The organism is Polluticoccus soli, assembly GCF_029269745.1.
In the GTDB taxonomy this organism is placed as follows: Bacteria; Bacteroidota; Bacteroidia; order Chitinophagales; family Chitinophagaceae; genus Polluticoccus; species Polluticoccus soli.
On record NZ_JARJHT010000003.1, the window covers coordinates 141,466 to 166,661 of the forward strand.

Genomic DNA, 25,196 nt, shown 5'->3' on the forward strand with positions numbered 1-25,196 from the left:
TCCATAAGGTTATTCAAATAAAGGCTCAGACATGAAGAGATTTTTTTTATTGACGGTATTGGCTGGCAGTATGGCTACAGTTGCAAAAAGCCAGCAATATGAATATGCAGAACCTACACGTGGCGGTTCCAACTACAATAACTGGAGGATAGGCGTTTTCTTCGCACCCAATGTATCGTGGATGAAACCGACCTCTAATAAAAGCAACGATAAGTTGTTCCGCGTAAGCAGCGAGGGTAATAGAGTAGGTTATTCATGGGGATTGATGGTTGACCGTCCGTTTGCTGAGAATTATGGTGTTGCCACAGGTATCCAGCTCACCACTACCGGCGGTAAAATACTTTCTCGCGAAAACACAGACGCTACGCCACCAACCGTAGCCAACCGTGTTACCAGCGCTTACTTCGATTACAAGTTGCAATTCGTCGAGGTGCCTCTGGCACTCAAACTCCGCAGCGACGAAGTTTCCAATGGCGTACATGTGTTCGGTCAGTTGGGACTTTCACTCGGTTTGAACATCAGCAAAAAAGCAAGCTTTGAAGTAACCTATACGGACGCTTCAGATCCAAGCGGGCTAAAAACAGTAAGCGGCGATAACGAAAAGATATTTGACGGCCTTGCGATTGCACCCGCTATGCTTTCATTGAACCTGGGCGGTGGTATTGAATACGATATATCTGATAAAATGGCTTTGACTGTAGGCTTGTTCTTCAACAACGGCTTTGCGCCAGATATCACTAATCCTGCTCAGCTCGATATGGGTTATAAAGGCAAATTTGCAGATGGTAACGTACGCCTGAATAATTTGGCTTTGCGTGTCGGTATATTCTTTTAAATTAGCAGCGTCATTTAACCAAGACAACTTTCGGCCCATGCTTATGCATGGGCTGATTTTTTATAGCTCTATTAGTTCTTACTTTTGATGTCATGAAGATATTTCTTGCCCAACAGAACTATCATATAGGCAATTTCGAATCGAACACTGAAAAGATCATTGCAGCTATACGCGAAGCAAAAGCCCAAGGCGGTGAGCTGATCGTATTCTCAGAGCTGGCAGTGTGCGGTTATCCACCAAGAGATTTTCTGGAATTCAACGATTTTATTGAACAAGGCCTTGCGTCTATAGAACGGATAAAACAGGAAGCAGACACTATTGCGGTGTTGGTTGGCGCTCCTGCACGCAACCCCAAGGTAGAAGGCAAAGACTTGTTCAACAGTGCCTACTTCCTTTACGAGAAAGAAGTAAAAGCTATAGTTCACAAAACACTATTGCCAACATACGACATCTTTGACGAGTACAGGTATTTCGAACCTGCTTATGAGTGGAATATCGTTTCCTTCAAAGGAAAGAAACTCGCAGTAACGATATGCGAAGACATCTGGAACATGGGTGACAATCCACTGTACCGTATCTGCCCTATGGACCAGCTGATGCAGCACCAGCCAGATCTCATGGTCAATCTGAGCGCATCGCCGTTCGACTATATGCATGCCGATGGCCGGTTGAGCATAGTAAAACAGAACGTTGCAAAATACAAGCTGCCTATGGTTTACTGCAATGCAGTAGGCTCGCAGACAGAGATCGTATTTGACGGCGGTTCAGTAGTAATGGACGTTGATCAGAATATAGTAGCTGAACTCCCCTACTTCAGCGAAGCAATTGCCAGCGTTACTTTCAACGATAGTCACCGCTTTGAAGAACCTGTTCTTCGCAAGGCAGATAATATTCCATCGGCCGATCTGCTTCCGCACGATCTTCAACCTTCTTTGGGAATCGATAGGATACACCAGGCACTGGTAGAGGGTATCAGGGATTACTTTGGTAAAATGGGCTTCAAAAAAGCCATTGTTGCTTCGTCGGGCGGTATAGATAGCGCTGTGGTATTGGCGCTGGCGTGTGAGGCTTTGGGATCTGGAAATGTACATGCACTATTAATGCCTTCGCAGTTCTCTACCGGCCACTCTGTAAGCGACGCTGAACAACTTTCAAAGAACCTAGACAACTCTTACGATATACTGCCTATTAAGGACATCTTTGAAGCGTACGAGAAAACGCTGCATCCTGTATTCAAAGATCTGCCTTTTAGCGTTGCTGAAGAAAATCTGCAATCGCGCATACGCGGCGCTTTGGTAATGGCAATGTCGAATAAATTTGGTTCTATTCTTCTGAATACATCAAACAAAAGCGAACTGGCTACTGGTTATGGTACTCTGTATGGCGATATGGCGGGGGGCCTCGGCGTGCTCGGCGATCTCTATAAGTTGCAAGTATATGAGCTGGCCAGATTCATAAACAAGGACAAAGAGATCATTCCTGTCAATATCATACAGAAAGCACCTTCAGCAGAATTACGCCCCGGTCAAAAAGATAGTGACAGCTTACCCGAATACACCGTACTCGATCCGATCTTGTTTCAGTACATAGAAGGCAGGCAAGGGCCTAAAGAGATCATTGCTATGGGTAATGATGTAGCCCTTGTGACACGCATCCTGAAGCTGGTGAATACAAACGAGTATAAACGCAACCAGTTTTGTCCCATCATCCGCGTTTCGCCAAAAGCGTTCGGTGTTGGGCGACGGGTACCCATCGTTGCAAAATACCTTGCATAAAAAAAGAGCCCTTATGGGGGCTCTTTTTGTAAACTGGTCAATCTTGATTCGTCTTAAATTCTTAAAGCTGTGTTGCTGTGTAAACTACATCTACTGCATAGTTACCGGCAGGGAAGTTGAAACCAGGCTCGGCTTTGTACTTTACTGAGAAATTCTGGTTGCCACCTTTGCTGCAGTTACTCAGCATGTCGATGTTTGCGGTAGGCACATCCTGGTAGCTAGAGAAACTGTTTGCGATAGTACCGCCGGTGTTATTACCAGATACCATTACATTCAGCACGTCTGCTACTACCATGGTAGGTGCGGGCGTAGTGCTACCTGTGTACGTAAAGTTGGTAGCGTTCGATTTCACAGCAACTTTAAAGTTCTTGTTAGAGCGAACTTTAAGTTGTTGTTCTGAAGACTCAACGCCATCAGCGTAGTGAGCTACAGTTGTAAATGCCATGGTGGTAGGATCCCCGGTTGCAGTACCAGAACCAGTGAAGGTGATCTCGATAGCGTTAGACAAGTTAAGATTAACTGTCTGGCTAGCCGAGCTGTTAACTTGAGCTTTTGCGGCAACAAAAGCGAAAAGGCTGGCGGCGATGAGAAAGATCTTTTTCATGACTATTGTTTTGTTTTGTTGTTAGTTGTTTTGTTGTTGTTTGATGATGCAAAGATTAGACGCAGATCAAACTCATCAAAACTTTTTGATGTGTTTAACCTGAGCTTTGCATCTGGTTAACCCGTGATTTACAGGCGCTTAACGAGCAATTAAGAATCGCTGAGCCTAATTTTATTTTCATAAATTGCATGAAAACCGCTACAGGATGGCGTTTTACGACCTTTCGAAACCACAACGCGAACTACTGTGTAAGGAGATAGAAACACTGTTGGTTAACGATTTGCAAAGCGACTCGTTAACGCATTTTCTGCACTATTTCTCCGATGAAGACACCTATATACGTAAAACAGCGTACCTCGCTGTAGGTAGAATATCTAAGAACGGCTTATTCCCTACTTTTAAAATCATCGCGACACTAAACAGGCTGCTAAAGGAAGATGATTTCAAGACCAGGCAAGCCACAGTAAACGCCGCCGGTGAGATTGGTAAAACTGATTTCGAAATAGTACAGCACTTTTTTGACGTTGCACTATTTGATGAACACCATGCTGTGCGCAATGCGGTGATAGGTTCAGTAAAAAAGATGGGTGAGAAAAACCCTGAACCAGTATTGGCGTGGGCACGCATGTATCTGCATCACGCAGACAAAGAAATACGCCGCGAGATATGCCATGGCATTGAGTTACGCGGGCGTACGCATCCACAGGATATTCTCCCAATGCTGCGAGAATTGGAATTCGACAAGACTGCGCGGGTTCGTAATACCCTGGTGCATGTTATAGGGCAGATCAGCTACAAAAAAGGGTGCCTCGCAACCGTTATCGAAGACTTAAAACAGTGGCAAAACAAGGAGGTAATTGATAAGGCGATCGATGAAATAATCGATGTGCATGATCGCTACAAGAACTTTACGATATTGACACAGGAGGAAGCTATCGATTACATCAACCAACACTATCACCGCACACACTTAACCAAAGTACTTTCCTGAAACGCCAATACCTCTCTATGCATAAAAACTATCTCTTTACTACTACCTGGAAAATTCAGGCTCCCCTTCAAGACGTATGGGATGCTATCTACTATTCGGAGCAATGGCCCCAATGGTGGAAGAATTTCACCTCCGTTATAGAGATCGAAAAAGGCGACGAGAATAGCATCGGCAGCATCCGTACCTACAAACTCAAAAGCCCGGCTATCTACACCCTACGTTTTGATCTCCTTCTTACCAAACGGTCAGACCATAGTTACCTCGAAGGAAATGCTACCGGCCAGCTGGAGGGTATCGGCTCCTGGAAATTCAACGAACGAGATGGCGTAACTGAGGTTACTTGCGTATGGAACGTGGCTACCAACATAAAATGGATGAACTGGCTGGCATTTCTATTAAAACCAGCATTCCGCTACAACCATGGGGTGGTAATGAAAAATGGCGCCAGGGCGCTGTCAGCTAAGCTGCACGCTCCCCTTCTTGAAGTAAGGTTAGACTAGACTCTTTCAATTTTTGCGATAAAACTAAAGGCCTCCGTTGGGAGGCCTTTAGTTTTATTAAGCTGTTTTATACTTATTACCTTATCAGGGTAGTGTTACCACGGTAAGTTTCGATGTAACCGTCAGGGAAACCTACTTTGATAGTGTAAGTGTAGGTATCCATATCCTGTGGTTCACCTTTCCATGCACCATCCCAACCGCGGTTGTCGTTGGCCATGAATACTTCCTGGCCCCAGCGGTTGAATACCCTGAACTCGATCACCCTCTGGAAAGTAAGGTTAGATACTTTGAACAGGTCGTTCTTACCATCGTTGTTCGGGCTGAAGCCGGTTGGAACGAACAGGTTGTCACGATAGTCGATATCCACTTTCACTGTATCGAACGCGCGGCAGCCGTTGGCACCGATACCACCTGCGATATACGTAGTAGGTTCAGTTGGCGTAGCCACAGGGAACGAAGTGTTAGCGTTGTTTAAAGACCCTACAGGAGTCCAGTTGTAGATACGTGCACCGCTAGCCATCAGCTGCAGGCTTTGACCATACTTAACAAATGTATCGCGGGTGATGATCTTGATATCTGGCAGAGGTTTCACTGTTACCTTAGCCGAGATCGTATCGATACACCATACGCTATCATATACTGCGATCTTATAAATTGTGGTTTTCAGTGGTTTCAACACTGGATTAGCACAATCCCAGCAGCTAGCTTCTTTTGTATTAGACAGGATCTCATATTCACCTTTGTCGTTGATCTTATACCATTTGTAGGTAAAGCCACCGCCTTTAGCTTGCATTGGAGAACCTTCGTTGAAGCATATTGCTGTATCAGCAGGTACTACCGAATAGTTATGAACCGGAATGTAAACATCAGCCGAATCACTTACGTAGCAACCACTGCGACCTCTGCTTTCCATGTAATACTTAGTAGACTGTGGTATGTAAGCAAGCGGCTGCTGAATTGTAGAATCAGACAGGAACACTGATGGATACCAGATGTATTCAAACTTATAATCGTCTCTTACGTTCTCCGAATAATCGAAAGTAAACTCAGGACGTGCGTAGTTAGTTTTGATCTCGCTTGATGAGTTAGTAGCACAAACCGAATTTAAAATATTTGGTTTAGTAGCCAACCATGTTGTAGACAGATAATCTGTAGGTACAAAGCTTATCACAGGATCTTGAGTAGCGGTACCAGTGTTACCCGAGTAGCATATTTCTATCAGCAGGTTTTTAGAAGTATCCCAGCTATACGGCTCGGCAAATTTGAAACTGTTCAAACCGTTTACGAGTGTTTGTGCAGCTGCTGTATATTCTTGTTTCAAACCTGTTTGGAACGAGGTTTTTGACATTGATTTTTCGTCAGTACACTTGATCGAGATCTTGAAATTTTTGTATTCGTAAGCCGGATCAACAGAATTCACGTTAAACGAGAGTGCGCTGATCGTACCATATAATATACCAGATTCCAAAAGATCTGCCCTTCTGATTAGATATTGGTTCTTTACACTGTACGTATTAGTGATCAGTGTAGAGGTCAAAGGACCAAGTGTATCATAACCAGGACCAAGGCTACCTACTATTGCAACCTGCACAACATCTTTTGATGTAGACACCTGGGTAGTTCCGCAAGAGATCGGATTTACCGGTTTAGGACCGAACACTTTACCTTCCAGCTGCAGATAGTCAGGGCGGCAAAGGATGATCGGATTCTGAGGGAATACATCTACGCTGTTCAGCTGATCAACCTTCAGGGTTATTGTATCCCTGTTCTTACAAATAGATGGCAGATCGTTAGTATAAGCTATATAAGAAGTTTCTTTATTTGGCGTTGCATAAACGATCTGTCCTGTGTCAGCGCTCAGGCCTTGTGGTTTTCCACCGTCAGCGCCAGTCCAGTAAAGCTTGTAGCTATCTCCGCCCCTTACAAACAGCTCAACAGGGTTGCCACCCTTCAAACAGAAAGGTTTATCTGGACCAAGGTCGATAGTAGGCAATACCTTCAACAGGATAACCTTGTGAGATTTGAAAACGATTGGTGATGTTTGATCACAAGTAGAGTCTTTTGTTGTTACGATCAGGATGTGCTCGCCAAGGTTACCATAGTGCGGAGCCCAGCTGAATGTACCAGTTACATTAGTTGTGCCCTCTCCCACTACTGTGAACGATGCACCAGGGAAGTTGGTAAGGTTAGCTTCCATATACAGCGCCCTGTTAGGCAGCGTAGTGCTGGCCTTAACATCGAAATCGAATTTCACACCAGAGCAGGTAGTGAATTTATCTTTATCGTTTGATAACTCACCGAAGGTGATGTTCTGAGGATCGCTCAGGTTAGGAGCAGTACCATTACAGTTTAATATTGAAACCTGTACGTCGCGGTTACAAACACCCAGTTTGGTACCTGTTGCACGATCGTAGCTGGTAACTTTAAAGGCAACCACGTGCTGACCGGGGAACATTGCCGTAAATGTGGCAGTACCAGTAGTAGGATCGGTGTTATATGGATTCAAAGGTGCAGATGTCGCTGCGCCGATCGGATCTATCGCAGTGTAAGGAGTGCAATAGTTATAGAAAGAATTCCATTGATCGCGGGGAATTACGTTCTCAGTTACCAGAGAATCGCCAAATGGATCCAGTGGACCGTTCAGGTAAGTTGATGGAATACCAACACAAAGGTATGGCAGCGGCTGCACGGTAAATTTAGGCGTACCCTGATCGTACCTGAACTTGTTGTTGATGGTTGCATCTACAAAGATGTTACCCTGGGGGTTACAACCTGTACCAGAACCCGGCTGGCTGATATTTACGATACCACCATCGCGGCAGCACGAAGACCAGTAGAAAGTCCAGTCTGTTTGGGCAGAAGGCAGTGTTTTCGTACCCACACTACGTGTGTGTTTAAAACCCGGGTAAGGGTTCGAAGTATTTTGGCACTTACTCAGATTTTTTGCACCTGCACAAAGTTGATCTATGTCGTCAGCAACGCCATCCCATGTCATAGAGATCGAACGAGTATTATCGTTAACATACGGGGCATGGCCTGCCTGGGCAGAGAAAAAGTATACTGTACCTGCGCCACCTGCCGGATTGGTAGATGCATTACAAGAATAGTACAGATCCACTATTACGCGATAGGTAAGATCACCAGGACCTGTACCTGCATACTCAACCGTGATGTCGGCAGCAGCAAAGTGCGAGGCCTTAGCCATCTTGACATTGAGCGTCAAAAGCAGCAGAAGAACTGCAGAAAAAGCCCGAATCAAGGATTTGTGGGTGAATTTCATAGAATGAACAATTTTTATAACTAAGTAAAACAGCTTATTTGTTAAAGCAATTATAAAAGAAGACAGTTAGATTTCAAATATAGTTGGAATAATCCGCATTTCTAAATGATAATAATACTTAAATTTTAAAAAGATCCCGGTTTTCACCGGGATCTTATAAATATCGAAGTATTTAATTTGTCACCTCGGTTCGTTGTCGATCAAGTTACTTGATCAGGGTCACATTACCCTGGCGCGATATTTTGCGGCCAGTGTATGTTTCAGCTTCAATCGTATAGATATACACTCCTATCGGCTGAGGCTCACCATTGTAAGTACCATCCCATCCTTCTTCGATGTTGTTGGTCTCAAACATCTTCTGACCCCACCTGTTAAATACTATGAAGCTTTTCAGCCTTGCTTCGCCCAGGTGCAGGACTTTCAATTTCGAGTTGCGGCCCGGCGTAAACACGTTCGGCATATCGATCTCACTGTCAGCAGATATTAGTACATCTATCGAATCGGTTGTAGTACAACCAAACTCAGTAGTAGCCTTTACAACGTAGCGTGTATTGACTTCTGGTTTTGCCATTGGGTTCGAAACATTTGGATTGCTCAGACCCACAGGAGGGAACCAGTTGAAATACAGGGCGTTACCTTTAGGATCCATCTGGTGGCTCTGGCCAGGGAACAGTTTCACTGAAGCAGGCAGATCTATGATCGCCGCTGGTTTCACAGTCACTTTCACTTTAGCCGTATCGAAGCATCCGTTTGTATCGCGTGCATACACTGTATATAACTGTGTACCGGCAGGCCATACTGTTGGCAGCAGGCTTGTTACATCGCTGATATTTTCATTTGGCGTCCACATGAACGATTTCAGACCTGCACCTACCATTGTCAGTTGCGCTGTATCGCGAGGGCAGATCGCTGTGTCTGAAGACAGGAATACGAAGTCTGCAGGAAATACTGTCAGCGTAATGTCGTCATCGTCTTTACAACCTGCTGATGTTGATACTGTAGCTTTTAATGTGGTAGTAGCCAGTGCTTTAAATATCGGGTTCGGAATGTTAGAAGCAGTCAGCGCTGTACCAGGTGTCCAGTCATAAGTATATTTATATGCAGGTGTTACTGTAGCAACCAGTTGCATAGTATCGCCATGACACATAGCCGCATCCTCTTGTAGTGCCACTGTTGGGATTGGCTGTACCTCAATATCGAAACTGGCTATGCTATCCTTAGGACAGTTAACATGTTGGGCCTTCAATATGTATTTGAATTTACCCGTTTGTGGAGACACGCCTGGCGGTGTAATAGTTGGTGTCATGCTGGTTGGATCAGAGACTGAACTGTTGCCAATTGAGCCGTCCATTGCAGTCCATGAGTAAGTGTAGCGTGAGTCACCTACGGTATTCACCTTAACATTTTGACCAAGACAAATCGCGGTGTCAGGAGTTAGTATCTTGAAGCCGTCAAGCACATCCACTACTACCGTATCGAAACCTGTACAAGTATTATTAGTAGCACCAATTTGCACATAATAAGTGATATCTCCCTGAGGTGTCACCGTTGGTGTTTCAGCGGTAGCGCTGCTCAGGTAAGTAGGTGGGAACCATTTTACATTATATGTGACACCTGAAATGGGTTGCAGATTCAGGTCGAATGTAGAAGCAGTACCAGGACAAGTCAGGATATCAGTAAGCGGCGTAAACGTTGGTGTCGGCAGCATGTTGATCGTTACCGTATCCGCATTTTTAGCGCAGAATGCAGTTTGCTGAGAAATAACCCTATAAGATGTCTGACCATAAGCAGTAGCTACAGGAGCGCTGGTATTCGTGCTGCTTAACGTGCCCGGACCAGAGATCGTGCTCCACAGGAAGTTACCACCGCCAGCCACACTCAGCTGCACTGGTTGACCAGGGCAAACAGTTGTGTCATTGCTTGCTTTTGTAGCAGGCCATATAAATATAGGTATGGTTGAAATGTACGTGTACATGATACCGGGAGGATCGCAGGTAGAGTCGCGAACGGTAACAGACAGGTTGAACAGACCCGACTGGTTAGGACCAGGTGTCCAGCTGAATTCACCACGTACCGAGTCTGTTTTCTGACCGAAATATGCAGTAGTGGCCGCAGGTATCGAGAAATTATGGTTATCCTCACCAATAAGTATTGAGTTCGGGTTAGACGATTTCAGATCATATCCAAAACTCAGCGGCTGACCGGCACAACCTTGTATCTGGCCACCGACGGTAATAACTGAGGGTGGTGGTTTTGGAGTCACTACCGGAGCCGTAGCACCGCAGTTACCAATTACCTGCACCTGCACATCACGAAGAATAGAACCGATCAGTAAACCATTGCGGAATTCGCGGGTACGTACTGAAAGTGTATATGCACCAACTACTGGAGCGGTAAAGTTCATTTGACCGGTCGCAGCATTTAGTGTAAAAGTATTTGCAGTCTGTATCGGGTTGCTAGGGAGCGCGTAGTTAGGATAAGGCGGAGCCACCGGGTTGTTGAACGGAGCAGCTGTCGGGTTTGAAGAGCACGAACCTGCAGTATTATATGGCTGCTGAACGTCGCTCGAAAGTGAGTCGCCATTCGGGTCAACCGCACCATTGTTGAACTGGAACGGAACGTTTACGCAAACGTAAGGTATCGGCTTGTTGGAGAAATAAGGTGATGAGTTGCCCTGGAAACTACCAGTGTTGTCAAATGTTGTCTCTGTATAAAAATAAAGACCGGTAGAACCAGCGAGGTTGTTACTCGGGTTCCGGTTACCTATAAATGTATAGAACGTCCAGTAGTTACACTGGAATGGGAGCGTAACATCGGCATAATACCACCACTCGTGGTAACCCGGGATGGAGCTCGACGTGTTGGTACAGTTGGTTGGGTACAACGACGGAGAGCAACCCAGAGCTACGGGAGAACCGTTAGGAACGCCCGGAGGGATAACGCCCGGGTATACGGCCATGGTAGTTTGGTATACCGTTGAGTTACAACTGTTTTTGTAACACAGCGGCTGCGACGTAGGTGCACCGGCACCTGTACAGTCGCGATAAAACTTGAAGAAAACGCGGTAAGTAGAGTCACTTATCCACTCGTAAATGATCTCACCACCGGCCGCGTGCGAAGCCTTCACTTCTGTAGGCTTGGCCGCGAACAACAATAAGACCAATAGTGTTAATAGGTACGAACTGTTTTTTCTCATTTTTAGGTAATTTTTTATACGGACCAACAATATAAGGCGAATATTCTTAAACTTTAAAACTCTTTAACTGAATGAGCCAGATTCATTTAGATTGAAAAAAATATCAATTGTTAAAATTGAACCGTTGCCCAAACGAAAGACGGCAAGCTGGGCGTTAACGTTGGGATGTATTCCATAATTTCTTCACAAATTCTGTTAAATCGTTCATATTCAATTCTTTCATACACTTAAAATGTCCTTTGGGGCATTTATTATAGCCCAACTTGCTGCACGGATGACAACTTAACCCTTTGTTTTCCAATATAATGGAATTGGGAGAAACGGTTGTATTTAAATTATTATATCCATAATAGGGAAACATGCCCATCTCCGGCGAGGTATTACCCCACAAGGAAATAACAGGCTTGTTGAATGCCGCGGCCACATGCATCAGGCCGGTGTCGTTACTTACTATCACCTTAGCTTTTTCTACTATATAGGCAGATTCATTCAGGTTGAACTTCCCACAGGAGTTATACACCTTTATATTGTTACCCTCCGCTATTTGCTGACCTTCCTCCCTGTCTTCGGGACCACCCAGCAGTATTACCGGGTAAGGAACCTTTGAGATAAACTCCCTCCATTTCTCAACCGGCAGTTTCTTGGTGTTATATGACCCACCGATAACACAGGCAACATAGCCGGCCCAATGGCTCATCGGGAGGTCAGAGTTTTTCAGGACAGCATTCTTTGGAACGAAATAATCCAGGCCCTGCCCGTCGTTTTTAATGCCCAGTGGCCTGATGCACTCAAAATAACGGTCTACTATGCTCTTGTCGGGCATAGTATCCATTTTAAAGTTAACCAGCAGCCATTTACGGATATTGAGCTTATCGAAAGTATATGACTTGGTTTTCAACGCTTTCTTCACGCGCGCACTCCTGATATTACGGTGCAGGTCGATCACCACATCAAATTTTTCCTTTTTCAGATCTTCAATAACAGCTGGCAGGTCCTCGTTCATATAGTGCGCCTTATCGATATACGGATTGTACGCTACTATAGACCTGAAAGATTCTTTGGTAAGAAAATGCACCTCTGCTCCCGGTTTCTGTTGCTTAATGCAACGTACTATGGGAGTAGTCAATACAATATCACCAATGGAAGAAAAACGGATAACAAGGACCTTCATGAGCCGCCAACCTACAAAAACAGAATCAAAAATTGAAAGTTATCTAAGAGTTTACGGCGCATATTCTAATACACACCAGGTCTTTTCATCAGCCACACCTAGCTCTTGTTTGGCCCCGGCGCTGATGCCGATGATGCTGTTATGGTATTGCTTGGTGCCAGGAATGACACTGAGCACTTTTACATAAATGGTCTTTTCTGTACCCGGGTTGTACACCTTTATAATAGTGCCTTTGGGAGCAGTATTGTGAAAGGCATAATACAGGTTGGTGCCTTTTATCTTGCTTCCGTTGCCGAAGAACACAGCACCACCTTTTTCTTCGGTGATCTTAGTGCCGCTATGGGTTTGCTCCATAAACAGCTTTTCCTCGGGACTAAGCGTATCAATCGGAGCAGCCTTTTTTATGATAATTATGGTATCGGCAGATTTCTTTTTAGAAATGAGACCGGCAGTCCTTTGCTGGGCCAAAGCCGGCAGGATCAAACAAGCACACAGAATACTAAACAACAGCCTAAACATGACAATTGGGGATTAAATGAAGGTACTAATTTCTCCCTAGTCCGTATCGTTAATATCCATTCTGATGCGCCAGTGTTTCGGTAAATAATTGTTAAACCTGTTACCTAATGCCTTGACCCATCCTAAGCCCAGTCCTTTATATGTAACAAGATACCATCCTTTATCCACCTGCGGTAGCTCAGCGTCTTCTTTTTTAAGAAATTTTAATGCCTGTTCTTTCGAGACCTCCAGCGTGGCGATGGAACTGCTGCGATCGATGCTCAAGGCAATATCGTGAGCAGGCAGCCATTCTTTCGCGGTTGGTGAGCCTATAGGCAAGCCCGTTCTGCGCAGATATACATACTTACTTAGCAGGTGCATATCAGCTTCGTGCTCCGAACGAATAGCACTATACTCTTCTCCGGTTGGAACACATAACCAGTCTGCGAAGTTGAGTACATGCGCCGCTTGCAGATGCGCCTTTTTATCGTGTGTTGATTTGTATTTCGTGTAGGCGATCGTCTTTTCAGCCTCCTTTTTGCGCAATGCTGCAATAAAGAACCCTTCGCCTTTTACGCGGTGCGGGAAGAACCTATAGCCGAACATGCCTTTAGCAGTTGTCACTTGCACTATCCCCCACTCTTCGTTTACCGGCACGGGCAAACTTTCCACTTCAAATTCGGTGGCCAGCCAGTCGAGTATCTCTTCATCTTCCTGCTGCGAATAGGAGCAGGTGGCATAGATAAGAATACCGTCTTCCTTCAGGGCAGGCCAAACATCGGCCAGTATGCGTTGCTGGCGTTGACTGCAGAGAAGTACGTTAGACTCACTCCACTCATTCAGTGCAGCAGCATCTTTCCTGAACAAGCCAGAACCGCTACATGGTGCATCGGTTACTATCAGGTCGAAATAACCAGTCAGCTTACCAAAGTCTTTGGGATCGTTGCTGGTCACCCAGGTATTCATATACCCCCAGCGGGATATGTTCTCTTCCAGTATAGATGCACGCGTGCGGATAACCTCGTTGCAGACAAGCAGGCTGTCTGGCTCCAGCAGCGAAGCCACCAGCGTGCTCTTGCCGCCGGGCGCTCCACACAGATCCAACGCGCGCAGGCCGCTACGTTCCGGCAACAGTTGCCTGATCATATGATCGAGGAACATGGACGATGCTTCCTGCACATAGTATGCACCTGCATGATACAATGGATCGAGCGTGAACACCGGACGAGCGTCCAGGTAACGACCTGTTTCGCACCACGGCACTGGTGTATTATCAGCAAATACGCCTGCCCCTTTTACAGGATGCAGGCGTACAGACACGGCCGCAGGCTGCCGGTGCGCTGCTTCAAAATTTTCCCTGTCAAAACCTTTTACGGTTTCCAGTTCGCGAAGCAGTTGTTCCGGTAATGCGGCCAATATCGTGGATTGAATTACAGTTTAAAAGGCACGCCAACATAGTTGTGCGGCGTGATCGATTTCAGTTCTTTCTTCACTTTAGCCGATACCTTGAGGGTATTGATAAAGTTGTGGATGTCTTCTTTATTGATGCCTGACTTACCGCGTGTCAACGCTTTCAGCGCCTCGTACGGCTGCGGGTAATTCTCGCGACGCAATACTGTTTGGATAGCTTCCGCTACCACAGCCCAGTTGGCATCGAGATCCTGCTTCATCTTGTCTTTGTTCAGCAGTAGCTTATTTAGACCTTTCTCCAGCGAGCGCAGTGCCAGGAAGCTATGCGCCATAGGTACACCTACGTTACGCAGCACAGTGCTATCTGTCAGGTCACGCTGCAGGCGGCTGATAGGCAGCTTGGCAGCAAGGTGTTCATAGATAGCATTGGCAATACCAAAGTTACCTTCAGCATTTTCAAAGTCTATCGGGTTCACCTTATGCGGCATAGCAGATGATCCTACTTCGCCCTCTTTTACTTTCTGCTTGAAGTAGTCCATGGAGATATAGCTCCATATATCACGGCTAAGGTCTATCAATATGGTGTTTATCCGCTTCAGCGCATCGAATTGTGCAGCCAGGTTATCGTAGTGCTCTATCTGGGTGGTGTACTGCATACGTTCCAGTCCCAGTTTATTATTCACGAAGTCGTTACCGAATCTTACCCAATCCCTATCAGGGAAGGTAACATAGTGTGCATTGAAGTTACCGGTTGCACCGCCGAACTTAGCCGCGAATGGCACATGAGACAGTTGTTGTATCTGTCCTTCCAGGCGCTCTACAAACACCATCCACTCTTTACCCAGTGTGGTAGGCGAAGCAGGCTGACCGTGCGTGCGGGCCAGCATCGGTATGCCTTCCCAGCTTTTAGACATTTTGCGCAGCGACAGTACTACGTTCTGCAACATAGGCAGGAACTGCTCTTCCAGCGCCTCTTTCCAAGACAAAGGAACCGAAGTGTTGTTCACGTCCTGCGAGGTCAGGCCAAAGTGCACCCATTCAACGGCATCGCCGGCGCCCAGGGCTTTCAGTTTCTCTTTCAGGAAGTATTCCACCGCTTTCACGTCGTGGTTGGTGGTGCGTTCTATGGTTTTTATCTGTTGCGCATCAGCTTCAGTGAAGTCCTGGTAGATGGTACGCAGCTTGGCAGGCTTTGCAGCCGCAGGCAGCTTGAATATCTTCTTTTCGGCAAGGAACAGGAAGTATTCTACTTCTACCCTTACGCGGTAGCGTATCAATCCGAACTCTGAGAAATAAGGAGCCAGTGCCGCAAGTTGCGAGCGGTAACGCCCGTCGACAGGGCTGATGGCTGTAAGCGCTGATAATTCCATGGCGCAAAAGTACAGTATGAGCCTGACAGTATAAAGCGGGGCCTCACTTTAGCTTTCTGGCTGATAACCATTAACTTTACAAATGTGAGCAAACCCGCATCCAGCAAGCGTATCTACGGCCTCGACATATTGCGGGCAGCTGCTATACTTTTCGTCATGCAGTCGCATAGCCTCACTTACCTGGAACCCATTTTCAACGTTCATTATTACTGGCTGTTCATACTCGACGGGGTAAGCATATTCTTCGTGCTGAGTGGTTTCCTTATTGGCGGCATCCTCATAAAAACCATCGACAATAACGAGGCCAGCCCCGGCAACCTGTGGCAATTCTGGATACGGCGATGGTTTCGCACCCTGCCCAACTATTTCCTGATCTTACTAATGCTGCTACCGGCGTATAGATATGCCTTTGGGCAGTTCCCCGATAAAGCACTTCAATTTTTCAGCTTCACCCAAAACTTTGCTTCACCGCATCCTGATTTCTTTGGCGAGGCGTGGAGCCTTTCGGTAGAAGAATGGTTTTACCTTTTAGTACCCGCCGGCCTATTCCTGCTGACCGCATTAGCCAAAGCCCCCAAACGACTGACAATCCTTTCTTGGATATGCTTTGTGCTGGTTTCCATCACCTGCTACAGGCTTTATACAAACCTGGCGCATCCAGAGTATTTCGCCAATCATACCTGGGACCGTTACATCCGAAAAACAGTATTGACGCGCATGGACAGCATTATGTTTGGCGTGCTGGGAGCGTACCTATGCTATTACTTCCCTAAGCTTTGGAATGCAAGGAAGAACGCACTGTTCATTGCAGGCATACTTCTGCTATTCGGTGCAAGGATCATGGGAACCTTATCTGATTTTTACTATCAGCACTTCGACCTTTCGGTTCAGGCGATAGGCGTGCTGCTATTGCTGCCAAAACTCCGTTCCATATCAACTGGCAAAGGCCCGGCGTTCCGGTTCCTTAGCTTTATCAGCGTCATTTCGTATTCTATGTACCTGCTCAATTTCACCATTGTGCAAAAGGTATTGATAGCTGGTATATTGAAGGTAACAGGCGCCAATATGCAATCCAGCGTTGCCGCCTGCCTGCTTGCATACACCCTTTTCTGGTCATTGACCATTGGGCTTGCATACTTGCTGTACAGGTTTTATGAGCGACCGATGATGAACCTGCGTGAACGTTTTGCAAGCAAGACAGAAGAACCCATGCCGCCCGCAGACGCTATACCGCGGCTATAGCTGCTCTTCGTTAAAAAATTTCAGACTACCTTTCGGGCATGAAAATCTGCGTGCATTTCGCCTTACTTCTGTTCCTGTGTGCTTTTGCCCCTTCGATCCATGCCCAGGTATTCATTGCTGGCCCCATGGCAGGACATGTTAGCCGCAACACCGCCAACATATGGATAGAAGCAGCCGAAGACGTTTCCAAAATGCAGATAGCCTATTGGCCTGCCAGCGACTCGCTGCAGCGTAAAAGCTTTGACTATTACGGCGAACTCAGCAAACGCTTCAATACTGCGGTATTCACCATCAATGAACTCAATCCCGCGACCACTTACTATTACGAGATCACAGCATCAGGCTCCGCACACAATGGTGCCATCAGGAACAGCTTTACCACGCAACCAGAACGGGAAGTAGTTGATTTCTCATTTCTTACAGGCTCTTGCGCTGCCAACGTCTTAGATACATCCATCTTCACATCGATGGCCAACACGCCTGCTGATTTCATGGTGTGGCTTGGCGACAACTGGTACTTACCTAATAAAATACCGCGTAGCGAGATACTTTGGCAGGGCGCGTACCATGTGCGCAGCATGCCCATCCTGCAGCCGCTATTCAGGGCCATGCCGCACTATGCCACATGGGATGACCACGACTACGGACCTAATGATTCTGACAAAGACTTTCCTTTGAAAGAAGATGCACGCCGCGCCTTCATCGACTATTGGGCCAATCCTTCTTATGGCCAGGATGACAGGGGCATTTACACCAGCTTTACCTATGGCGACGTTAAGTTCATTATGCTGGACGACCGCTGGTGGCGCAGCAGCGACAAGGAGCCCGCTATGATAGACGGCAACAAAAACAAAAGCAAGCTGATGTTTGGCAAAGAGCAAATGGACTGGCTGAAGAAAGAGCTTAAAAGTAGCGATGCCACTTTCAACATCATCGTATCAGGCAGCCAGATGCTGAACGAATACACCAAGTACGATTGTTTCTACCAGTTCCCTGAGGAGTACGACGAGTTGATGAACTATATTGAAAAGAAGAAGATAGAGGGCGTCATCTTCTTCACCGGCGACCGCCATCATTCAGAGATCATTCGTGTCAATAGGCGCAGGCACTACCCACTGTACGATGTTACCGTATCACCATTCACCTCCAATGTTCATAAAGTGGATAAAGAGCTAAACAATCCTTTGCGCGTACCGGGCACACTTGTCGACCAAAAGCAAAACTATGCGAGAGTGTCCGTATCAGGCAAGGCGGGCTCAAGAAAGTTACGCGTTGAATACCTGGGATTAAAAGGCGAGAAGCTGGCCGAATGGCAGGTGAGTGAGAAAGAGCTGGAATATCTCTGGTAACAACTGTGTTTTGAATTGAAGTACATTTTTCCAACATTTGTACTCACGCCAAAACACATACACATTGAAAACAACTTCTTTCGCGGCCTGCCTGCTGATGGCATCGGCTACCGCTACTGCACAATCTACCGGGGACTATCTCAACTCCATACGTAATAACTCAGCTGCACTCACGGCTTTCTTTTCGGCTATGCCAAAAGGCGGTGATCTGCACCACCACTACACAGGCTCTGTATATGCCGAGACCTACATCAACCGTGTGGTGACCAACAACTACTTCATCAACAAAGCCACCAACGTAGTGCGAAAGGACAGTGCCAAAGGTTATGTGCGCTTTTCTACCTTGGGCGATTCGCTGGGATACTACAAACAGCAGCTGGTACAGAAATGGTCGGTGAAGGATTACAACGGCGTCAGCTACCCCTCCGACTTGCAGTTCTTTGAAACCTTTGGCGGCTTCGGTGTTACCAGCGGCGACAGCCTGAAGGCAGGCTTGCTGGAACTGAAGAACAGGGCTATCAAAGAGAACGTGAGCTATATCGAAACAATGTTCACCAGCATACCTTGTAATATAGACCTTGGGCCTGTGAACAAGTACCAGGCTTTGCTGAGAACCGCACAAACAAACCGGGATGAAGCCACGGCTCAGAAACTACTTGGTGAACTATATACCTGGCTGCAGACCCGCAATATCAAAGGCTGCGCCAGCTCCTATAACAAACAAGTAGCCCAACTGCATGAAGATGCCAAAATAGACGACGCCCAATTCACCATGCGCTACCAAAACTATGTGACGCGCGTGGTGCCGCCGCTCGTTGTGTTCAAGAGCCTTGCTGTGGCCTTTGAGTCGGCCAATAGCAGTCCGCTGATGGTGGGCGTGAACATCGTTGCACCTGAGAACAACGAAACATCGATGGCGGACTACTGGCTGCATATGCAGATGTACAAGTTCCTGCACAATGAATATCCGGGCGTGGAGTACTCTATGCACGCCGGTGAGCTGGTACTGGGCATGGTACAACCTGAAGAACTGACCTGGCATATAAACGACGCCGTGTACGTAGCCGGCGCCACACGCATAGGCCATGGGGTTGACATACCTTACGAGTACAAGAGCCACGACCTGCTGCGCTATATGGCAAAGAACAAGATTGCCGTCGAGATCAACCTGGCGAGCAACGAGTTCATACTAAAAGTGAAGAACGACAGGCACCCGATCAGCCTTTACGAGCAGTTCCATGTACCCATAGTTATCAGCACCGACGATGCTGGCGTACTGCGTACCAACCTGGCAGAACAATACGTGCTGCTGGCCAAGCGCTACCCAGACATCAGCTACAAGGACATCAAGCGTTACGTGTTCAACAGCATCAAGTACTCGTTCATTGAAGAAGAGGAAGTTAAGGAGAAACTCAAGGCCGACCTGGAGCAGCGGTTTACTGAGTTTGAGTCGGGCATTGATGCCCTGCAGTAAGCGACAGTACTACTGCCTATTGAGCGAGCGAAGTCATTCATTCTCAACAGCTGGTGAAACAATAATTTCCACCAACTGAGCCATGCATTACACTTTAGCAAAATACAAATGATGTAAAAGAGCGATTAAAAATCTAATTTTGTGGCCTTAGACCAGATACAATCCCGGTTCGGAAAGCATGGCATTATTAGGTAACATCATCGCCCGTTCATTACAGATCCGCAAACAGTTCAAGCTGCCAGTGGCAACGCCCGGTGCCTACCAGAGGCACACGTTACGCCAGTTGCTGGAGCGCGGTCAGTACACCAAGTTCGGCAAGTTCTATGGGTTCGACCAGATACTGAGCAAGGAGGTAGATTTCACTACTGCCTTCCGCGAAAGGGTACCGGTGCATACCTATAATGAGATGTTTGCCCAATGGTGGCACCGCTGCCTGAAGGGCGAAGAGAACGTGACCTGGCCGGGCAAGGTAAAGTACTTTGCGCTTAGCTCCGGTACTTCCGAGAGCGCAAGCAAGCACATACCCGTTACCGGCGACATGATCAAGTCCATCAAGAAGGTTGGCTTCAAACAGCTCTATAGCCTGCTGGACTTCAAAGTTCCTTCCAAGGTATTCAGCACAGGTGTGCTGATGCTGGGTGGTACTACCTCTCTGTACGAGAAGGGCGGCTACTTCGAAGGCGACATGAGCGGTATCAGCGCCAAGAACATGCCGAAATGGATCTCTAACTTCTTCTACAAGCCGGGCCAGAAGATATCTAAACGCCCCAAGTGGGAAGACCGCATCAAGCTGATAGTGCGCAAGGCACCTCAGTGGGACGTGGCCACCGTGTGCGGCGTGCCTGCCTGGGTGCAGATAGTGCTGGAGCAGGTAATAGAATACCATGGCGTTAAGAACATTCACGAGATATGGCCCAACCTGAGTGTGTACATACACGGCGGCGTATCGTTCGAGCCTTATAAAGAGAGCTTCAAAAAGCTGCTGGGCAGAGATATAACTTATATCGAGACCTATATGGCCAGCGAGGGTTCATTTGGCTTTAAAGCTAAGCCCGACGGCAGCGGCATCAAGCTGGTATTGAACGCGGGTATCTTCTTCGAGTTCGTGCCTTTTACCTCTGAGAACTTTGACGAGGATGGCAACCCCAAAGCCAACCCCAAGACCTTCATGGTAGATGAAGTGCAGGAGGGTGTAGACTATGCAGTAATGATCAGCACCTGCTCGGGGGCATGGCGCTATATCATTGGCGACGTGATACGCTTTACCAATGCCAAAGAGCACGAGATAGCCATCAGTGGCCGTACCAAGCAGTTCCTCAGCCTGTGTGGCGAGCACATGTCTGTCGACAATATGAACAAGGCGATAGACACTGTATCTAAGAAGCTGAAGATCGACATACGCGAGTTTGCTGTAGCCGGCATGGCGCATGAGAACCTGTTTGCCCACCGCTGGTACATTGGCTGCGACGACAAGTGCGCCGATGCCAAAGACATACGCCGCATACTGGATGAGACCCTCGCCGAGATCAACGACGACTATGCTGTAGAACGCACGTCGGCGCTTAAAGAGGTGTTCGTTGAGGTGCTGCCGAATGATGTCTTCATCGACTACCTGCGCTCTGTAGGCAAGGAAGGCGCCATGAGCAAATTCCCACGGGTGCTAAAAGGCCCCGCACTAGCCAGCTGGGAAGACTACCTGGAAAAGAATAAAGTGAAAGTGATGAGTAAGGCTAAATAGCCTGTCTTATAAATTTCTTTGAAGTCCCCTCGCTTTGGTGAGGGGATTTTTTATTGGGTATTATTTCTCATCGTCAAAACCGGTAGTTGACACTGATGGTGGCCGGGAAGTATGCAAACCATTGGTGGGTCGCTTCGTAGTAAGAAGGAGGAGGATTGGGTATTCCTGTATACCGGCCGTTGTCGTGAAATTCCCATGTGTCCAATATTCCGCCTCTTATTCCCCATTCGGAATTCATATAAATATGTTTGCTGCAACGCCAAGATATACCACCGTAAATGCTCAGAAAACGCGCTTTATCAGAGGGTTGTTGATTGTCGTAATTAAACCAGCCATAGTGTGCTGAAAAACCGAAATAACGAAACATGTCTTTTTTCACCTTGGCGGGATGAATATTGATGAAAGCGCCCGTCTGCGCTACGAAACCCTTTAGGTAGAGAAACCAGGCCGATGACTCCATAGAAACACCGAAACTAGCACCAGGTGTATGGTAGGCTACTCTTGCCGTACCTCCAAGCAAAAGCGGACTGCTCGAAGTTCCCAGCCCAACTTCAAACTGGGCAAAAGATAGTACGGGGAGAAATAGCAGAATGCAAAGCAGTCTGAACATAGGATGGAGGTTTGTTAGGTTATTGCAATCGGGATGCCGATTTAGTCGATCTTTATTTTTCTTACATAATTATTACACGGCATCAAGGCAGCATATTCTCTAATTCCTCAATGACCTGATAAGGCGGTCTGGCATCTGGAACAAACTCCTCAAGCGCCTCTACTACTTTAGGGAATTCATCTACAAAGTTCAAGTCAGGTATTTCGTCCAGCTGAAACCTCGCCATCAGCTGTCTGAAGCCTGCTTCATTTGTTCCCCATACCTGCAAGTGCTTTGCTTCCTTCACAAATATTTCCTCCAGCTTTTCTTCTGTATGATAGATCAGTCCAAACTCTATGAAACAATCCTGCGCCAACTCGACCTGGTAATTGCTTAGCACGTTCAGGACGTGCGCTCTGTCTGCATAGCTGCTATAATTAGGCTCTTCGTCGTACTCGCCATATATACAGCAAACCTCATCGGGCAGCTGGTGAGCAAGTTCTACGAACAAGCCCCAAAGACGGGAGTTATTGATATTTATTTCGGCAAAGAACTTGAAAGGCAAGTCCTGCTCTGTGTTGTACCTGAATTTGTAACCCTCGACGATATTCGCAGTTTCGCGCTGCTTCAGGCGCTCAAACACCTCCTCCTGATCGTTATTTGGTACTTCGTCCGGTCTTGGCAATCGCAGTGTTGGAGGCGTTTCCAGCATGGGTATTATTTAATCGGTCAACAGTTTCAAACTTTCTTCTTTCAATAGCTCCCTCTTTATCGGTACTACGCCCACCTCTTCGCACACCAGGCCGCCGGCTATGTTCGATATCTCGGCCATGAGGCGGGCATCTTTGGTGAGCGCGTAAACGATGGAGGCTGTAGCGATAACGGTATCACCTGCGCCTGATACATCGGCTATGTTGCGTAGGTGCGATGGGATAATGGCCGAATCGCCATTGCTATAGTACACCCCTTTTTCAGACAGCGTAACGAAAGTGATGCTGTGGTGCAGTTGCTTCTGCAGCACAGCGTGCACATGGTCCATCTCTTCCTGGTCTACCGTAGTCAGCGGTATGTGCAGGCCTTCACGCACCTCTTTCAGGTTAGGTTTGAAGACAGTTACGTTCTTATAAGCAAGGAAGTTCTTTTTCTTGGGATCTACTGCCGTGATGATGCCGAGTTCCCGGCAATGCTCTGTGATGCGGTTGATCACATTCTCTTTGAGCACGCCCTTGTTATAGTCCTCGAATATCAGTACCTGCGGCTTTTGTATTTGCAGGAAGCGTAGCACCATATCTATGAACGGGTGCTCGTCTTCTGTAGCAAGGTCTTCGGTTACTTCATCATCCAGTCGCATCATTTGCTGGTTGCGGCTGATGACGCGGGTCTTGGTGGTGGTAGTGCGTTTGCAGCATTGCAGCAGCGAGGTATCGATGCCCTCGTTCTTTGCCAGTTGCTCCAGCGTTTTGCCTTCTACATCATCGCCTATCACACTGGCCAGGGTAACCTTAGCACCCAGCGTGCGGCAGTTGAGCGCCACGTTGGCAGCGCCGCCTAAACGGCTTTCGCGCTTGCGCAGGCTTACTATAGGCACCGGCGCTTCGGGAGATATACGTTCTACATCGCCCCACCAGTAGTTGTCCAGCATCACATCGCCCACTACTACTACGTGCAGCTTTTCTATATCATCAAACAACTGTTCTATATCAGCTCTCATTATTAACTGCGAGTCCTCGTTTTTTCAGGAAGTAATATACAGGTATGCCTATCAGCACGATGATGAGGCCGGGCCAGGTATAGTCTGGTTTGTACAGCAGCAGCACTATGCAAATGAAAGATGCCAGCAGTATGTACAGGAAAGGTATCAGCGGGTAACCGAATGCTTTGTACGGACGTGGCGCATCGGGCATGGTCTTGCGGAGCTTGAAGATGCCGGCGATGGTCAGTATGTAGAACAGCAGCACGGTGAAGATGATAAAGTCGAGCAGGTTGCCGTACTGGCCGCTGAGGCAAAGCAGGCAAGCCCAGAGGCATTGCATCCAGAGCGCTTTGCCCGGTACGCCTTTTTCGTTCAGCACACCGGCCGATGGCAGGAATAAGCCGTCCTTAGCCATGGTATAGTACACACGCGCACCTGAAAGTATCAGGCCGTTGTTGCAACCAAATGTTGACACCATAACAAGCAATGCTATCACGATAGTACCCACGCTGCCAAACACTTTGAGTGCTGCTGCCAGCGCTACCCTGTCGGCAGGGGCGCTGCTGATCTCGCTGATGGTGAGTACGTTCAAGTACATCAGGTTCATTGATACGTATAGTGCAGTTACAACAAAGGTTCCGATGAAGAGGCTGAGGCCGATGTTACGTTCAGGCTTTTTGATCTCGCCGGCAATGAAGGTTACGTTGTTCCAGGCATCGCTGCTGAACAGGGCGCCCACCATGGCGATACAGATAGCCACTACCAATTCGAAGGTGCCAAGCGTTTTGTGCGAGATCATCTCCGGGGTATTGGTGATGGTCTTCGCCATCCAGGCATTGTCCCAGTTGGATGCCCATACGCTGCCGTCTTTCATGAACATGATACCGAAGATGATGAGCGCGGCCATAGCAATGATCTTGGCCGAAGTAAAGATGAAGCCCACGATCTTACCATTCTTCACACCCATGGTGTTGAGGAATGTGAGCAGCACAATGGTGCCGATACCGGTAAGCTGCGCGGCAGTTATCTTAAAGTTCTCAATGAAGCCCAGTTTCGTGGGACCAACCAGTATGTTCTCTTCACCCAGCGATGGAATAAGATAACCTGTGAACTTACCGAAGGCCACGCCTACGGCAGCTATGGTACCTGTCTGTATCACGGCAAAGAACGCCCAGCCATACAGGAAGCCGTATATCTTACCAAACGACTCACGGAGGTACACGTACTGTCCGCCGGCTTTGGGGAACATACCACTCAGCTCGCCATAACTCAGCGCCGCCGATAAGGTAATGAAACCTGAAATGAGCCATACCACCACCAGCCACCCTGCACTGCCCACGTTGCGCGCTATGTCGGCGCTTACAATGAATATACCGGAGCCTATCATGGATCCGATCACCAGCAAGGCGCCATCTATGAGGCTGAGCGAGCGGTGGAACTGGTTCTTATTTTCCAAATGAATGGGAGTTTAAGGAAGAAAA

The 25,196-nt window shown here is 47.3% G+C and carries 19 protein-coding genes; 8 read left to right on the forward strand and 11 right to left on the reverse strand.

Annotated elements, in window-relative coordinates; all coding sequences use genetic code 11:
* Positions 1-31 precede the first annotated feature (31 nt).
* Positions 32-835, forward strand: coding sequence for a porin family protein (locus P2W83_RS16855; protein WP_276134939.1), 804 nt, complete (start codon positions 32-34; stop codon positions 833-835).
* A gap of 92 nt (positions 836-927) precedes the next feature.
* The gene (locus P2W83_RS16860) at positions 928-2,610 is read left to right on the forward strand and encodes an NAD+ synthase (RefSeq protein WP_276134940.1); all 1,683 of its coding nucleotides are present in this window, start codon (positions 928-930) and stop codon (positions 2,608-2,610) included.
* A gap of 61 nt (positions 2,611-2,671) precedes the next feature.
* Here the strand turns inward: P2W83_RS16860 and P2W83_RS16865 are convergent, their stop codons facing one another.
* The gene (locus tag P2W83_RS16865) at positions 2,672-3,214 is read right to left on the reverse strand and encodes a hypothetical protein (protein WP_276134941.1); all 543 of its coding nucleotides are present in this window, start codon (positions 3,212-3,214) and stop codon (positions 2,672-2,674) included.
* A 205-nt stretch (positions 3,215-3,419) separates the two neighbouring features.
* Here P2W83_RS16865 and P2W83_RS16870 point away from each other — a divergent pair, with 205 nt between their 5' ends.
* Positions 3,420-4,205, forward strand: coding sequence for a HEAT repeat domain-containing protein (locus P2W83_RS16870; RefSeq protein WP_276134942.1), 786 nt, complete (start codon positions 3,420-3,422; stop codon positions 4,203-4,205).
* Between the two features lie 17 nt (positions 4,206-4,222).
* Positions 4,223-4,705: an SRPBCC family protein gene (locus tag P2W83_RS16875; RefSeq protein WP_276134943.1), complete on the forward strand. Its 483-nt coding sequence runs from the start codon at positions 4,223-4,225 to the stop codon at positions 4,703-4,705.
* 76 nt (positions 4,706-4,781) lie between these two features.
* On the opposite strand, the gene P2W83_RS16880 is transcribed toward P2W83_RS16875, so the two are convergent.
* From P2W83_RS16880 to purB, 6 genes are all read right to left on the reverse strand, one after another.
* Positions 4,782-7,985, reverse strand: a complete 3,204-nt coding sequence (locus P2W83_RS16880; protein WP_276134944.1) for a T9SS type B sorting domain-containing protein — start codon at positions 7,983-7,985, stop codon at positions 4,782-4,784.
* A 205-nt stretch (positions 7,986-8,190) separates the two neighbouring features.
* Complete coding sequence (locus P2W83_RS16885) at positions 8,191-11,181, reverse strand: T9SS type B sorting domain-containing protein (RefSeq protein ID WP_276134945.1); 2,991 nt, start codon at positions 11,179-11,181, stop codon at positions 8,191-8,193.
* A gap of 154 nt (positions 11,182-11,335) precedes the next feature.
* Positions 11,336-12,352 carry a glycosyltransferase family 9 protein gene (locus P2W83_RS16890; protein WP_276134946.1) on the reverse strand — a complete coding sequence of 339 codons (1,017 nt, stop codon included), beginning with the start codon at positions 12,350-12,352 and terminating at the stop codon, positions 11,336-11,338.
* 51 nt (positions 12,353-12,403) lie between these two features.
* Positions 12,404-12,871, reverse strand: a complete 468-nt coding sequence (locus tag P2W83_RS16895) for an RlpA-like double-psi beta-barrel domain-containing protein (RefSeq protein WP_276134947.1) — start codon at positions 12,869-12,871, stop codon at positions 12,404-12,406.
* Between the two features lie 36 nt (positions 12,872-12,907).
* Positions 12,908-14,266, reverse strand: a complete 1,359-nt coding sequence (locus tag P2W83_RS16900; protein WP_276134948.1) for a methyltransferase RsmF C-terminal domain-like protein — start codon at positions 14,264-14,266, stop codon at positions 12,908-12,910.
* 14 nt (positions 14,267-14,280) lie between these two features.
* A complete protein-coding gene (gene purB, locus P2W83_RS16905; protein ID WP_276134949.1) occupies positions 14,281-15,630 on the reverse strand; it encodes an adenylosuccinate lyase in 1,350 nt (449 codons plus the stop codon).
* 84 nt (positions 15,631-15,714) lie between these two features.
* On the opposite strand from purB, the gene P2W83_RS16910 reads away from it, so the two are divergent.
* The 4 genes from P2W83_RS16910 (at position 15,715) to P2W83_RS16925 (ending at position 21,433) form a co-directional block, all read left to right on the forward strand.
* Positions 15,715-16,872, forward strand: coding sequence for an acyltransferase family protein (locus P2W83_RS16910; protein WP_276134950.1), 1,158 nt, complete (start codon positions 15,715-15,717; stop codon positions 16,870-16,872).
* Between the two features lie 38 nt (positions 16,873-16,910).
* Positions 16,911-18,221 carry an alkaline phosphatase D family protein gene (locus P2W83_RS16915; RefSeq protein ID WP_276134951.1) on the forward strand — a complete coding sequence of 437 codons (1,311 nt, stop codon included), beginning with the start codon at positions 16,911-16,913 and terminating at the stop codon, positions 18,219-18,221.
* Positions 18,222-18,285: 64 nt separating this feature from the next.
* Positions 18,286-19,695 carry an amidohydrolase family protein gene (locus P2W83_RS16920; protein ID WP_276134952.1) on the forward strand — a complete coding sequence of 470 codons (1,410 nt, stop codon included), beginning with the start codon at positions 18,286-18,288 and terminating at the stop codon, positions 19,693-19,695.
* A 178-nt stretch (positions 19,696-19,873) separates the two neighbouring features.
* Positions 19,874-21,433: a GH3 family acyl-acid amido synthetase gene (locus tag P2W83_RS16925; protein ID WP_276134953.1), complete on the forward strand. Its 1,560-nt coding sequence runs from the start codon at positions 19,874-19,876 to the stop codon at positions 21,431-21,433.
* Between the two features lie 73 nt (positions 21,434-21,506).
* Here P2W83_RS16925 and P2W83_RS16930 read toward each other — a convergent pair whose 3' ends face one another.
* The 4 genes from P2W83_RS16930 to P2W83_RS16945 all read right to left on the reverse strand — a co-directional run bounded on the left by P2W83_RS16930 (position 21,507) and on the right by P2W83_RS16945 (position 25,171).
* A complete protein-coding gene (locus tag P2W83_RS16930; protein ID WP_276134954.1) occupies positions 21,507-22,043 on the reverse strand; it encodes a hypothetical protein in 537 nt (178 codons plus the stop codon).
* Positions 22,044-22,125: 82 nt separating this feature from the next.
* Positions 22,126-22,734 carry a hypothetical protein gene (locus P2W83_RS16935; RefSeq protein WP_276134955.1) on the reverse strand — a complete coding sequence of 203 codons (609 nt, stop codon included), beginning with the start codon at positions 22,732-22,734 and terminating at the stop codon, positions 22,126-22,128.
* A gap of 9 nt (positions 22,735-22,743) precedes the next feature.
* Entirely contained in the window at positions 22,744-23,733 is a 990-nt protein-coding gene (locus P2W83_RS16940) for a bifunctional heptose 7-phosphate kinase/heptose 1-phosphate adenyltransferase (RefSeq protein ID WP_276134956.1), read from the reverse strand.
* Positions 23,723-25,171, reverse strand: a complete 1,449-nt coding sequence (locus tag P2W83_RS16945; protein WP_276134957.1) for an APC family permease — start codon at positions 25,169-25,171, stop codon at positions 23,723-23,725. Before P2W83_RS16945 ends, P2W83_RS16940 begins: the two co-directional genes overlap by 11 nt.
* Between the last annotated feature and the right edge of the window lie 25 nt (positions 25,172-25,196).

Coding starts and splice junctions, on each gene's coding strand:
- P2W83_RS16855 (WP_276134939.1), top strand. CDS start 32: ATGAAGAGATTTTTTTTATTGACGGTATTGGCTGGCAGTATGGCTACA.
- P2W83_RS16860 (WP_276134940.1), top strand. CDS start 928: ATGAAGATATTTCTTGCCCAACAGAACTATCATATAGGCAATTTCGAA.
- P2W83_RS16865 (WP_276134941.1), bottom strand. CDS start 3,214: ATGAAAAAGATCTTTCTCATCGCCGCCAGCCTTTTCGCTTTTGTTGCC.
- P2W83_RS16870 (WP_276134942.1), top strand. CDS start 3,420: ATGGCGTTTTACGACCTTTCGAAACCACAACGCGAACTACTGTGTAAG.
- P2W83_RS16875 (WP_276134943.1), top strand. CDS start 4,223: ATGCATAAAAACTATCTCTTTACTACTACCTGGAAAATTCAGGCTCCC.
- P2W83_RS16880 (WP_276134944.1), bottom strand. CDS start 7,985: ATGAAATTCACCCACAAATCCTTGATTCGGGCTTTTTCTGCAGTTCTT.
- P2W83_RS16885 (WP_276134945.1), bottom strand. CDS start 11,181: ATGAGAAAAAACAGTTCGTACCTATTAACACTATTGGTCTTATTGTTG.
- P2W83_RS16890 (WP_276134946.1), bottom strand. CDS start 12,352: ATGAAGGTCCTTGTTATCCGTTTTTCTTCCATTGGTGATATTGTATTG.
- P2W83_RS16895 (WP_276134947.1), bottom strand. CDS start 12,871: ATGTTTAGGCTGTTGTTTAGTATTCTGTGTGCTTGTTTGATCCTGCCG.
- purB (WP_276134949.1), bottom strand. CDS start 15,630: ATGGAATTATCAGCGCTTACAGCCATCAGCCCTGTCGACGGGCGTTAC.
- P2W83_RS16915 (WP_276134951.1), top strand. CDS start 16,911: ATGAAAATCTGCGTGCATTTCGCCTTACTTCTGTTCCTGTGTGCTTTT.
- P2W83_RS16925 (WP_276134953.1), top strand. CDS start 19,874: ATGGCATTATTAGGTAACATCATCGCCCGTTCATTACAGATCCGCAAA.
- P2W83_RS16930 (WP_276134954.1), bottom strand. CDS start 22,043: ATGTTCAGACTGCTTTGCATTCTGCTATTTCTCCCCGTACTATCTTTT.
- P2W83_RS16935 (WP_276134955.1), bottom strand. CDS start 22,734: ATGCTGGAAACGCCTCCAACACTGCGATTGCCAAGACCGGACGAAGTA.
- P2W83_RS16940 (WP_276134956.1), bottom strand. CDS start 23,733: ATGAGAGCTGATATAGAACAGTTGTTTGATGATATAGAAAAGCTGCAC.